The sequence below is a fragment of the Microcoleus sp. PH2017_05_CCC_O_A genome (genome assembly GCF_020738785.1).
In the GTDB taxonomy this organism is placed as follows: domain Bacteria; phylum Cyanobacteriota; class Cyanobacteriia; order Cyanobacteriales; family Microcoleaceae; genus Microcoleus.
Map to the genome: position 1 here is coordinate 16,848 of NZ_JAEQCB010000033.1, position 12,534 is coordinate 29,381.

Consider the following 12,534-nt stretch of genomic DNA (forward strand, 5'->3'; position numbering starts at 1 on the left):
ACCAAGAATTCTTATTTTCGTAAAAAATTTAAAATCTTATTGCCATGTCAGAACAACAGCCCAATCCCGCAGAATTCAGCAGCTTTGCCGATTGGTGCTTGCACAAAAAAAGCCTTTCTCCCGAAGCCAGACATACTGTTGAAATGTTGTTAAATTATGCTGGGAATTCTGATATTAATGAAGCGAACCGCATACTGTCAAGTAGGAAAAAGAAGAAGCTATCGCTGGGCAACAATCAAATATCAGACCTTACGCCACTGCAATCTCTGACTAATGTGACTAAGCTGAATCTGGACAACAATCAAATATCAGACCTTACGCCACTGCAATTTCTGACTAATTTGACTAAGCTGTCTATGTGCAACAATCAAATATCAGACCTTACGCCACTGCAATCTCTGACTAATTTGACTAGGCTGTATTTGTACCGCAATCAAATATCAGACATCACACCACTGCAATCTCTGACTCATTTGACTGAGTTGAATCTGGACAACAATCAAATATCAGACATCACACCACTGCAATCTCTGACTCATTTGACTGAGTTGAATCTGAGCTACAATCAAATATCAGACATCACACTCCTGCAATCTCTGACTCATTTGGCTCATCTCGATCTGATGGGCAATCAAATATCAGACATCACATCGCTACAATCTCTGAAAAATTTGACTTATCTGAATCTGGACTCCAATCGAATATCAGACATCATACTGCTGCAATCTCTGACTAATTTGACTTCTTTGTATGTAAACTTTACACCTGAACAGAAGGCTCTCATAGAAGCCTATGAGAATTCGTGGGGAACTCTTGCCCACTCTACGGAACCCATCTCTTACCGCAAAGCCGCAGCCGCCCTTAAAGCTGGCTACGAACTCCTCGGTGTAGAAGCCCCTGAAATCACTTTTTGCAGTGGCCCTCACTCTGCATTAGTACAATTACCCATGTTGAAAAAATCTAATAATAATGATTTGATCGATCGACTTAAAAAACAAGTAAAAGATCCACTATTACCTTTGACATTCACAACAGAATTCCAGCAGCTATCTTCTTCATATTTTCTTAGATGGGAGGAACAGCTTAAACAACAATTAAGAGCAGATTTTTCTAACTATAAGAACCACTTAATGTCGATAGTTAATCCGAGATATGCCGTTGATGCTGTCACTGTTGCTGAATTTTGTGTTTCTGCCTTGGGCATTGTTTTGAAGCCAGAGGCACAAAAAGCTTTGGAATGCCTCAAACAGATTTTAGTAGAATGTGGCTGGATTTTGACGTTTGAGAATGTCTGCTATGTGTGCGATCGCCCAACCAAACTCTCCCTCGACAGCGAGTACCGCCTCCACGCAGAAGGGGAAAGCGCGATCGCATTTAGCGACGGTTACAAACTCTACTCCTACCACGGCGTAACTTTGCCCGAAAAATACGGACAAATTCACCCCAATCAATGGGAAGCTACCTGGATTTTAGAAGAAGAAAATGCCGAACTCAGGCGAGTGTTAATTCAAGGAATTGGTTACGATCGAATTTGCCAAGAATTGCAAGCAACAGATTTAGATACTTGGCAAGAATACACGCTGCTAAGAATCGATGCTGATATTGATGGCTTCGATACCGATGAAAAAGAGCCAATTTACTTGTTAAAAATGACTTGTCCGAGCACCGGATTCATTCATGCTTTGCGAGTTCCGCCCGATATGCAATCTGCGAGGGAAGCGATTCGTTGGGTAAATTGGGATGTCGATTATGAGGAGTTTTCGATGCAAACTTGAAGTTTTGGGGAAGTTAGAAACCTCGTTGATAAGATAAGAGTCGGCGGTTGAAACCAGGTATACACAAACGATGTTTCTCTCTAAGAGACTGAAGATTAAACATAAAAGTCGGCGGTTGAAACCGCATCTATACAAACGATGTCCGAGCGAGCGAGGGACTGAAGACTAATCTTTGTATTCTTTCATTTGCTGGCGAATGGCTGCCTCAATCTTAGTATCGAAATCCGGATCTCCCACTTTCGTGATGATTGAATTCGATCGCTCTTTCCGCCTGTCTAAGTAAGCTTGCAGTGCTGCTTTATCCCCGCGATTTTTCAGGAAATAACGCTTCAATTCTCGATCGCCCATTGCAGTATAATCTACTTGGCTCATTGTAAATTAACCGTAATTCATGTAGGGGCGGGTTTCACCAACAATCTTTCATTCACACCGACAATATCTATAAACCCGCCCCCACCCAGGCGACTTTCTCGAAACTGGCATCAATTATAGCATTTCTATTGTCGATCGCACTTTCACCCTCGAACCTAACCCCTATCAGTACAGCAAAGACTTATGGAACATGGATTGCCACCCTTGACGCTCCTGTATTACCAATGTAGTATAAAATAGTGGTAGAAAAGCCCGATCGACTTACCAAAACCACCAACCAAAATTAATAAAAACCTATGCAACCCATTCGCCAAGGCGACGTAATTCTCACCCCCGTACCGCAAATCCAAGGTGACAAAAAACCTCACCTCACCCTCGCCGAAGGTGAAGTCACCGGACATTCTCACCAGATTATTGAGGGGCAAGCTGAACTGTACGAAAAAGACGGCACCCTGTACTTGCGAGTGCTTTCGCCGACAGCTTTATTGAGTCACGAAGAGCACAAAGCGATCGCAATTCCTGAAGGTAATTGGATGGTGCGGATTCAGCGCGAATACGAACCCCAAGGCTGGAGGTATGTCGCAGACTAAGGTTAAAAAACTCACGCCAGCACAAGAGGCTCTGATTCGAGTTTATCGCGACAAGTGGAAGGCGATCGCACTTTCGACTGGCCCGATCGATCGCTCTCAAGCTGCGGAAACTATTACATTAGCTTACAGGGCGATCGGCAAACCAGCACCGGAAATCATTTTTTGCGATCGTCCCTACCAAGCCGCTAACATCATCGCCAGCCACGCAGACAAGCCCAGGAGTCACCTGCGGAGCCAATTAGAGAGCAAACTTCGCAGCGAACTTGAAAAACAACTGCTGACTTGTCTGCGCGGACAACTAGAAAACCAGCTAAAACGTCAACTGCAAAATCAACTCGAAAATGAACTTTACACCCAACTGCAAAGCCAACTGTGGAGTCCCCTGCGCGATCATTTAGCGATGGAAATAGCGAGCAAATTGCCGATCGATTTAAGGGGACAGCGGGCCCGGTATTTGCACTACACCCATCTCAACAAACAACTAGATAATTGCATTCAACCGGAATTGTGGGCTAGTGGCGGGAGTTTGTTAGATTTTTGCATTTCTGTGTTGAATTGCGCGCACTCCTACGGCAATATCTGGACAATTTTTCAATCGCTTGTCAAGACTTGCGGCTGGATTTTTCCCTATGACAAAGTTTGTGTAGTGTGCGAAAAGCCGATCGCACTTTCGGCAGATAGCAACCACCGCTTGCACGCCGGAAGCAGCACCCGCCGTACAATTTGCCGACGGTTTTGCGATTTACGCCTATCACGGCGTGATTTTACCCGAATGGTACGGTAGGCTGCAACCGCACGAGTGGCAGTCTAAATGGCTGTTGAAGGAGCACAATGCAGAGGTTCGGCGAGCCTTAATTCAGGGCATCGGGTGCGATCGTATTTGTCAAGAACTAGCAGCCACAGAGTTAGACACTTGGCAGGAATATACCCTGTTAAAAATGGATTTTGAGGACGATTTCGACGCCGATGGGATGCCATTACCAGTTTTTTTGTTAAAAATGACCTGTCCGAGTACGGGGTTTGTTCATGCGCTGCGAGTTCCTCCAAATGTGACCTCTGCACAAGAAGCAATTCGTTGGGTAAACTGGGGAATTGAACCGGAGGAGTTTTCGGTGCAAACTTGAATATTTCTATTTACCTAAAAGTCAGTTAGTTCGTCCTTATGAAAGCCCGCCAGGGGTTTAAACCCACGGGGCTTTTAGCTAAAGTCCGTTTTAACGGACTGGTAGTATTAAAACACCTCACAAATTAACAGCCACTATTTTATGAAATTGCGCTCTTACTCTCCTTAATTTATGTTTAAAATCAGTCCGTTGAAACCGACTTTCGCTATGTATGAAGCAGGGGTTTAAACCCCTGCCGGATAGTGCCGCAGTCGCGTAGAAAGTTGATACTAACGAATGAAAATTAAATAACTTACAGTTTTTATTGTTCTTGTGAGATGGGCGTCCCGCCCGTCCTTTCTAGACGGGCGGGACGCCCATCCCACAAATATGTGTAAATTATTTAATTCGCGATGCTTACCTGGAGCTCACTGGCAATTAAATATCAGACATCAAACCGGAAACATCTCATTTTAACAAAAATCATTTTTTACAGTGCAAGCTGTCACCAGCTCGCGACAGCACTACAAAAGTAAAACTGAGATGCTCCATAGGACGACCGACCTGATATAATCAATTAAAAATTAATACCCTTGCCATTAGATCATGACTAGCCCTACTGCAACTCTTTTGATTTCCTGTCCCGATCGCAAAGGGCTTGTCGCCTTACTTGCTAATTTTATCGCTTCCCATAATGGCAATATTATCCACGCGGATCACCATACTGATTTTACCGCAGGATTATTTTTAAGTCGTCTCGAATGGCAATTAGACGGTTTTGACTTAAGCATCGAAGACATGACAGATGCTTTTAGTGAACTTGCCAAGGATTTACAAGCAAATTGGCAATTACATTTCTCTGAGGAAGTTCGACGGATTGCGCTTTGGGTAAGCCGCCAAGATCATTGCTTGTTAGATTTGATTTGGCGAGAACGCTCTAAAGAAATGCCTGGGAAAATCCCCCTGATTATCAGTAACCATGAAAAGTTAAAGCCCATTGCCGAACAATATGGTATCGATTTTGAGTATATTCCCATTAATAAAGAGAACAAGGCTATTCAAGAAGCACAACAGTTAGATACTCTCAAGAAATATAACATTGATTTAGTAGTCTTAGCAAAATATATGCAGATTTTGAGTCAAGATTTTATGAGCAAATTCCCCAATGTGATTAATATTCACCATTCATTTTTACCCGCGTTTGTGGGGGCAAATCCCTACGAAAGGGCTTATGAAAGAGGAGTGAAGATTATTGGTGCCACAGCCCACTATGTGACGCCCGATCTAGATGCTGGCCCGATTATTGAGCAAGATGTTGTGCGGGTGAGTCACCGCGATGAAGTGTCGGACTTGGTTCGGAAAGGTAAAGATTTAGAACGGATTGTTTTGGCAAGGGCGGTTCGATATCATTTACAAAATCGTGTTTTGGTTTATGGCAATCGCACTGTTGTTTTTGCTTGAATTTTTGAGTTGATTGGCTAGTGCGTTGCTCTAATTTTGGGGACGGGCAAGATGCCCATCCCACAACAAAAATGTGAGATAGGCATCTTGCCTGTCCAGCTATTTTTATAAGACGGATAATAAGCAATCCTGGAAAGATGCGAGGTGCCTGAAATAGCTCCTCGCATTTGATTAATCTCACGAGATTACCAGAAATAATTGATTGAAAGCGTCTCCGTTTTAGGGAGAAATTAAAATCAGACGATTCATTGCTCCAATCCTCGGACTTCCAGGTAGAGGTTGCTGTCAACTGTCAACTGTCAACTGTCAACTGTCAACTGAATGAAATCCGGGCGGATAATGTTTCGGCGTAAGCGCGATCGATCAATTGGCGAGCAACCGTCTGAATTCCGGTATGCTCGTAATAATTGGTAGTCATGTCCAAAAACGCGGCGACATAATCCAATTTGTCATCGGTAACATCGACGTATTGCTTGAGATTGCCTAAAACTGTGGCGGGAGTTAAGCCGCGAGATACCACTAAATTGTTCATCCAACCTTGGGCTGAGGCGAAGGTTGCTGTCACGAATCCGAATTTTTGGGCATTGTTGGCGCCGGGAATTAGGTTGCTGATGTTTTGAAAGGTTGAGTTTTGCTGCAAGGTTCCAGGATTTAAGCTGCTTAGGGTATTTTGCGCTACTTTGATAAAGTCCGGACCGAGGGGAATTAAGCCATCAGCGCATACTAATGCAGCCATCCGCATTAGAGATTCGCTTTTGTATTCTGATAAGTAATTGGCAAAGCTTCCCACGTTGTCAAGGGAAATTTTGTTGAGTTTGCAGAAGACGATGAGTTCGATCGCCACTTTGACGCATAAGTCGATCGTTTGAGTGGTGTCAGCCTTGGGAGTCAGGCGGCTCATAAACGACAGAAAGCCGATTTTTTCGCCGATTTTATTCGCCATAGCCGTCGCGCCTAAGGCACTGTCAGCGCTGTCTGCAAGCTGGTAAAGCTTGACTGCACCTTGATAGGGCTCGTTGGAGTTGGCGTAAAGCTCGATCGCCCTGGCGCGAATTTTTTCCACTAAAGCGCGATCGGTTTCCCCTGTGAGCGATCGAATAGTATTATCAAAACCAGATAAATTATTCCACTCCCCGGGAACCACAAAATCCAGGGATTTGAGCATCATCACAGTAATCCCAGAATCCGGCAAATTATCAACCAATTCCACAATTGACTTGCTCACAACAAACTCCTAAATAACCATATTTGATAGTGTTCTTCCAAATACTCCAACTCCGACAAATCCGATTCCAGATTTCCCGGCCATCTCATCTGAGATCTAATGCTAATAGTCAGATTGGTTCGTAGTCAGGACTTTAGTCCGCATCCAAGAAAGGACAGATTGGCTTGTAGTGAGGAATGCGAGTCCGCATCCAAGAAAGGACTAAAGTCCTCACTACGAACCTTGATTGGTTTGTAGTGAGGAATGCGAGTCCGCATCCAAGAAAGGACTAAAGTCCTCACTACGAACCTTGTAAAGTTTCCTTATATCAAATAAGTAAAAATGACCCAAGTGTGTTAAAATCGATAGCGCTAAATCGAAAACAATAAAATATGACTGTTGCAGTTAACAAAACTCCGGGATTAGCATCGCGTTTAGTAAATGGCGTACTCTCCATCAAACCTTTGGCCGCTCTAGCCAAGCACCAAGCGCGGGAAATGATGATAAACAGAGCCGAAAAAATCGGAGTGCATTGGCGAGAAGAAGCGCAAACACTTTTGTCCCGGAATTGGGATGCAGAATTGCTCAGCGTAGAAAATCCCGATTTGGTTTACCCGAAATATTATCTAACTTCATTCCACGCTTACGAAAAAGGTAATATGAGTTGGGAAGCTGCCACAGAAGTTGAAGTTGCAGCCCGTGCAGTTCATGCGGGAATTTGGCCAGAAGCGGGTGCAGAAGGCGATGCTAAACTCCGCGCTAGCTATCACGAAATCGTCAAAGCTCAAATTTCCCAAACACCGCAAGATATTGTCGATTTGGGATGCAGTGTGGGAATGAGTACGTTTGCGCTTGGGGATGTTTACCCGGAAGCAAAGATGACTGGGGTGGATTTGTCGCCTTATTTTTTGTCGGTTGCTCAATACCGTTCACAACAGCGAGAAGCGGAATTTTCTAATCAAAAATCTCCAATTTGGGTGCACGCTGCTGCTGAATCTACTGGTTTACCTGCGGCTTCTTTTGATTTAGTTTCTATTTGTTTAGTTTGTCACGAACTGCCACAAAAAGCAAGTAAGGAAGTATTTCGGGAAGCGAGGCGTTTGCTGCGCTCTGGCGGACATTTGACAATTATGGATATGAATCCTCAGTCGGAAGTTTATGCCAAAATGCCTCCTTATATTTTGACTTTGCTCAAGAGTACGGAGCCTTATTTGGATCAGTATTTTGGGTTGGATATTGAGCAGGCTTTGGTTGATTCGGGTTTTGCGGTGCCGACAATCACTTGCAATACTCTCAGACATCGGACTATTGTTGCTCAAGCAATATAGCGGTTTTTAGTTGACTGTATTTGAGATGCTTGGGTAGGACACGGCAGTGCTGTGTCCCTACTGTATTTTAATGTCAAAAATGTTGGCGGTCAATGAGGCTCTAAAACTGGATGCGATCGCAAATGTGGTAGAATTAATACTTAGACAGCAGTCTTAGTTAGATCGTGTTGAGAGAAACCTAAAAAAAGGATATCATCATGAACCCGACAGCCCCCCCTCAAAAGGTCATTGATTGTTTGCAGGTTATTTTGGATGCCACAGCCTCAAAAAATTACGAGCTGTTTACCACGGTGGGCGATGCAGACTACAAAACGGGAATTGCACAAGAAATGTTCGATAATGTTAGCGATGAACTCGGTTCCCGCCTGCAAAACGGATATTCAATTAGTTATTTTGGTGAGTTGACACAAGATGGTTTTCAGGTTTATTTGTGGAAGCTGAGTTTTGCAGATGGTGGAGATGAATTTGTGGCACGCATGACTATGAATGGAGACAAGGTTGCTGGGATTTTCATAGCATGATGTCAGATCCAGGTTGGTAGTGAGGACTTCAGTCCTCAGAAAACATAAAACTATGAGGACTGAAGTCCTCACTACCAACTTATTGGCACCCTTAAATTTATGTGATCTTGACAAATTCAAGCGCGGCAATTAGGTTTTAATAGAGAGTTGTTGTCATACATAGAATTATGGTACAGGTCAAAATATCCGGCTTGAGAGAGCATCTCCATCCTATTAAGCCTCAACTCTCTGATGTCATTAATTCCTGTGTCGTAGATGCACTCCAATATCCACCTGATAAACGTTCACATCGATTCTTTCTGTTCGACTTCTCTGATTTCTTTTATCCTACAGGGCGCACAGAACGTTACACTATCATTGAGGTGAGCATGATTGAAGGACGCAGTGTGGAGATGAAAAAGCAGTTGATTCGTTTATTGTTTGAGCGATTACAGCCGTTTGGAATTTCCACACAGGATTTAGAAATCACGATTTTTGAGAATCCGAAACACAATTGGGGTTTTCGAGGCTTACCGGGTGACGAACATCAACTCAATTATAAAATCGAAGTGTAGCCGATCGCTCTTAACTTACAACAAAGCGGTCGATCGACTGTAAAGCTCGATCGACCGCCAATCTCTCCCCTCAGTGAAAAAAGCAACTTCCGCCCTCATCCACCCCTCAACTGCTTGACCAAGTGAACTAACTCTGGTAAAATTAGCTTTTCCACAGCTAGTTTCACGCCATTACTCGATCCAGGAAGAGAAAAGACTAACTTGCCTTGATACACGCCTGCAACAGCGCGAGATGCGATCGCCCTAGAACCAATTTCTTGATAGCTCAAAAACCGAAATATCTCGCCAAATCCAGGTAAAATCCTGTCGAGCAAACTCTCCATCACATCGTAGGTAGTATCTCGTGGAGAAATACCCGTCCCGCCACTCAAAACTATCGCATCCACATCTTCGCGCTGGGCAAGCGCCTGCATTTGCAATACAATTTTTGCAGCATCATCTTTAACAACAGTGTAAGCTACCACAGAGTGACCTGCATCTTTTAGCAATTTTTTCGTTAACAAACCGCTATTGTCTGTGTCAGCAGAGCGCGTATCGCTAACAGTCATGATAGCGCAATTTACGGTTATTTTAGATAAATCGGGGTGAGGAATTTGCGTCATTGTTTCTTGTCGTAAGTAATCGGCAACCAGCAATCGGCTATCGGCCAATTACCAATTACCAACTACCAATTATTAACTATCTATTATGCCTTGCTAAATCCTAAGCCGTTTGCTTCCGAGTAGCGTTCCATGAAACGCATAAAGCGTTCCCAGTCAGCGGCACTTTTCATCAGATAAAGAGCTTCTAAACCCGCAGGTTGACCATTGATGAACTTAGCCTTAACTTCGCGAGTCAGAAGTTCGCCTTCTTCGTCGATCATGTACATTCCAGTAATGTCTTGGGTACTATCGTTGCTGAGAGATTTCGGATTTTCAAAGATAAATGTGGCAGTGCCTTGAGCTCCGCTTTTAGAACGAGTTAGGCGGACTTCGGGTACAGTATCTTCGTCTATACCCCGGGAGAATTGAATTTTAGCCATAATCTGAGAGTGGAACCTTAAAGATTGCTGAATTTCTTAATATTTTTATCATAAAACGATTTGGACGCTCGGAAAGCAAGACTTGCGGAGATTGTCCGATGGGGATCGGAGGAGAGGGGCTATTTTTTAGGTACGTAGTTGCCTGAGCCCTGGCTCTCTCCTTCACTATTCGCTGTTTTGCTATCTTCGTTTTTTCCGATATCCCCAAAGAGCGCTGAAGCGCAACTACGTACCAAAGAGAGCGCCCAAGCGCAACTACGTACCTTTAGACGATGTAGGGAGAGTTAATGGGCTCTGCGCGGTTTGTGGCTACCAGAGTTTGGTAGACGAGGGCGGATATCTCGGCGCGCGTGATGTCGCGGGCGGGGGAAAGCTTGTCGCGGGCGGGATAGTTGACTACGATTTTGCGCTCTGTGGCGGTGGCGATGGAGTCGGTGGAAAAACTGGGAATTAAAGCCCGATCGGCATAAACGCTCAAAGAATTAGGATTGCCGCCCGCCAACTGCAAGCCGTTTACCAATGATACGATCGCCTGAGCTTTAGTCAAATTCTGTTCCGGGCGAAACGTGCTGTCGGGATATCCAACCAAAAACCCGCCTCGATTCGCTTTGACGATCGCACTTTGGGCCCAAAAATCCGCCGCCACATCCTTAAAAACCGTTGCTTCACGGCGCGGCGCCAACTGAAACGCCCTCGCCAACAACGCCGCATACTGAGCCCTAGTTAAACTCTCGTCAGGTTTAAAAGTGCCGTCGGGAAACCCGTTAACAATATTCATCTTAGCGAGGCGATCGATAAAATCCTTAGCCCAGTGCGTGCTGATATCGCTAAACTTTACACCTCCAGGTGTCGGAGTCGGAGTCGGAGTTGGAGTCGGAGTCGGAGTAGGTGTCGGAGTTGGAGTCACATTTCCCAACTCAAATAAACCTTTTACCCGCGAAGGATTGAGCTGATTTCCCAGGGCAAAAATCTTAGTCGCAGTAGCATTTTGCAAATCAAATTCGCCATTGTTGGCAAAAATATTTCCCCCTAAATCTTGAGCCGTACCAAGATCTGGCAGAGATTTTTCCACCGCAGTCAAACCATCTTCGGTATTTTTTTCAATGCGATTCTTCCGCACAACCGGCTTAGAGCTCCCCGTTAAAACGATACCGGAGCGATTGGCGACAATTTGGTTGTCAACAATCAAAGGAGCCGATTGAGCTTGTAGAGAAATGCCGAAACCGGTATTTTGAAAAAGATTGCGCCGCAGCACACCTTTAGCACTTCCAGCCATAATTACCCCAGCCGCTGAGTTTTCCAGAAATATGTTGTCTAGAATCCCAGGATTAGCAGTACCTGTGGCAAAAACACCTTCGCGCTTACAAAGCGTAAAAGTGCAGTTAGCCACAGTAGGAGAAGTTGACTCCATCCAGACTCCGGTACCGCGAATATCTAGATTGGTGACAGTTACTCCCCGCAATTCCGCATCAGTTGCTAGCAGTAGAGTGATATTTTGACTCGCAGCGGTGGGACTGACAAATTTGCCACTTCCTTGAATTAGAGTACCGCTTCCTTTGTTGGATTCATTACCGATAACTTTGACTCCAGAGGGAATGTCTAAGGGAAATTGTTCGCCGCTAGCTGCGCTGTAAGTTCCCGCTGCTAGCTGAATAACTGTTCCCGATGCAGCGCGACTGATTGCGCGGGCGATCGTTTTGAAGGGAGCCGATTGGCTGCCGGCTGCGGAATCGCTGCCTGTTTGGGGGTTAACGTAAAGTGTTGCCATGTTTTTGCTGTATGGATAATTTGCGATCGACTTTTAGGCAATTTTCATTCTGTACGAATTTGACTGCGGATATATATTTAGCTTTGATTGGGAAGACAGCCATAGGGGATGACAACCCCTGGGGGATTGCCCCTACAAAATACTTGATTTCTCGTTACCAGAAATAGCAGGTACCCGACTTCTTGAAGAAGTCGAGTACCTGGGTATTAGGCTTTTTCATTCGGATCGAGTCGAGATTCCCTGCCCAAAAACCTTTACCGCTTCAGCCAAATCAGTTTCGCCCATCAAAATGCAGCGTTTTAGCAAATCAATATCCAGGGTTTCCAATCCTGACAATTCACTCTGAATTACTTCTTCATATCCATCTTCGCGGAGGTGATACAACCGCAAAGTACCATCCTCCCAAAACCAGATTTCTGGCACACCCAAAGCCCGATATTTTGGCAACTTGCTCAATCCACCGCTAGTATAAACTACCTCGATAGACAAATCGGGAATCAACTTAGGTAGCCCCAAACAAAACGATTTATCAGCTTGGGTTGAAACTTCTCCCGTTTTCTCCTGCGTCATTGAACCAGAAGGGTAAAACCTAAGGCCTTGCGCCAGCAAAAAAGTTGTCACCAAGTAACCAATAATTTCCGAAAAATTTTCGTGTTGGAATCCCGGCATTATAATTTCGATCGCACCTGCAAAAAAAGACAATTTTACCCCAGGGGAATCTTCGGAGCCCTTCTGGATTAACTTGAATTGCTCCCAGGTGCCATTGAGCACCACTCGCCCATCGAGAATTTCGCGATCGAGAACTTGTGTCATTGAACCGCACCATTATCTCCATAT

14 protein-coding genes are annotated in these 12,534 nt (G+C 44.6%); 8 read left to right on the forward strand and 6 right to left on the reverse strand.

All coding sequences use genetic code 11. The features are described from left to right. The first annotated feature begins 44 nt into the window (after positions 1–44). Positions 45–1,775: a leucine-rich repeat domain-containing protein gene (locus JGK20_RS09690; protein ID WP_293230231.1), complete on the forward strand. Its 1,731-nt coding sequence runs from the start codon at positions 45–47 to the stop codon at positions 1,773–1,775. A 165-nt stretch (positions 1,776–1,940) separates the two neighbouring features. On the opposite strand, the gene JGK20_RS09695 is transcribed toward JGK20_RS09690, so the two are convergent. Further along, positions 1,941–2,147, reverse strand: coding sequence for a hypothetical protein (locus JGK20_RS09695; RefSeq protein WP_293176187.1), 207 nt, complete (start codon positions 2,145–2,147; stop codon positions 1,941–1,943). A gap of 296 nt (positions 2,148–2,443) precedes the next feature. Between JGK20_RS09695 and JGK20_RS09700 the strand changes: the two genes are divergently transcribed. The 4 genes from JGK20_RS09700 to purU all read left to right on the forward strand — a co-directional run bounded on the left by JGK20_RS09700 (position 2,444) and on the right by purU (position 5,301). After that, positions 2,444–2,737: a hypothetical protein gene (locus tag JGK20_RS09700; RefSeq protein ID WP_293176189.1), complete on the forward strand. Its 294-nt coding sequence runs from the start codon at positions 2,444–2,446 to the stop codon at positions 2,735–2,737. Then, a complete protein-coding gene (locus JGK20_RS09705; RefSeq protein ID WP_366038729.1) occupies positions 2,724–3,521 on the forward strand; it encodes a DUF6745 domain-containing protein in 798 nt (265 codons plus the stop codon). Before JGK20_RS09700 ends, JGK20_RS09705 begins: the two co-directional genes overlap by 14 nt. Continuing rightward, positions 3,496–3,861 carry a DUF6745 domain-containing protein gene (locus JGK20_RS34480; RefSeq protein ID WP_363319116.1) on the forward strand — a complete coding sequence of 122 codons (366 nt, stop codon included), beginning with the start codon at positions 3,496–3,498 and terminating at the stop codon, positions 3,859–3,861. The genes JGK20_RS09705 and JGK20_RS34480 overlap by 26 nt, the downstream gene beginning before the upstream one ends. Before the next feature lie 585 nt (positions 3,862–4,446). Further along, entirely contained in the window at positions 4,447–5,301 is an 855-nt protein-coding gene (gene purU / locus JGK20_RS09710) for a formyltetrahydrofolate deformylase (RefSeq protein WP_293176191.1), read from the forward strand. A 313-nt stretch (positions 5,302–5,614) separates the two neighbouring features. Here the strand turns inward: purU and JGK20_RS09715 are convergent, their stop codons facing one another. After that, a complete protein-coding gene (locus tag JGK20_RS09715; RefSeq protein ID WP_293176193.1) occupies positions 5,615–6,526 on the reverse strand; it encodes a hypothetical protein in 912 nt (303 codons plus the stop codon). 371 nt (positions 6,527–6,897) lie between these two features. On the opposite strand from JGK20_RS09715, the gene JGK20_RS09720 reads away from it, so the two are divergent. From JGK20_RS09720 to JGK20_RS09730, 3 genes are all read left to right on the forward strand, one after another. Further along, complete coding sequence (locus JGK20_RS09720) at positions 6,898–7,833, forward strand: class I SAM-dependent methyltransferase (RefSeq protein ID WP_293230234.1); 936 nt, start codon at positions 6,898–6,900, stop codon at positions 7,831–7,833. A gap of 197 nt (positions 7,834–8,030) precedes the next feature. After that, the gene (locus JGK20_RS09725; RefSeq protein WP_293191144.1) at positions 8,031–8,354 is read left to right on the forward strand and encodes a hypothetical protein; all 324 of its coding nucleotides are present in this window, start codon (positions 8,031–8,033) and stop codon (positions 8,352–8,354) included. Positions 8,355–8,521: 167 nt separating this feature from the next. Next, positions 8,522–8,908 (forward strand): tautomerase family protein, encoded by a 387-nt coding sequence (locus JGK20_RS09730; RefSeq protein WP_293191142.1) that lies wholly within the window; start codon positions 8,522–8,524, stop codon positions 8,906–8,908. 95 nt (positions 8,909–9,003) lie between these two features. Here JGK20_RS09730 and JGK20_RS09735 read toward each other — a convergent pair whose 3' ends face one another. The 4 genes from JGK20_RS09735 to JGK20_RS09750 form a co-directional block, all read right to left on the reverse strand. After that, positions 9,004–9,510, reverse strand: coding sequence for a MogA/MoaB family molybdenum cofactor biosynthesis protein (locus JGK20_RS09735; RefSeq protein ID WP_293149586.1), 507 nt, complete (start codon positions 9,508–9,510; stop codon positions 9,004–9,006). 83 nt (positions 9,511–9,593) lie between these two features. Next, a complete protein-coding gene (psb28, locus tag JGK20_RS09740) occupies positions 9,594–9,929 on the reverse strand; it encodes a photosystem II reaction center protein Psb28 (RefSeq protein WP_293149588.1) in 336 nt (111 codons plus the stop codon). Between the two features lie 265 nt (positions 9,930–10,194). After that, positions 10,195–11,697: a DUF1565 domain-containing protein gene (locus JGK20_RS09745; protein WP_293210458.1), complete on the reverse strand. Its 1,503-nt coding sequence runs from the start codon at positions 11,695–11,697 to the stop codon at positions 10,195–10,197. 216 nt (positions 11,698–11,913) lie between these two features. Beyond that, positions 11,914–12,510 (reverse strand): Uma2 family endonuclease, encoded by a 597-nt coding sequence (locus JGK20_RS09750; protein ID WP_293205634.1) that lies wholly within the window; start codon positions 12,508–12,510, stop codon positions 11,914–11,916. Between the last annotated feature and the right edge of the window lie 24 nt (positions 12,511–12,534).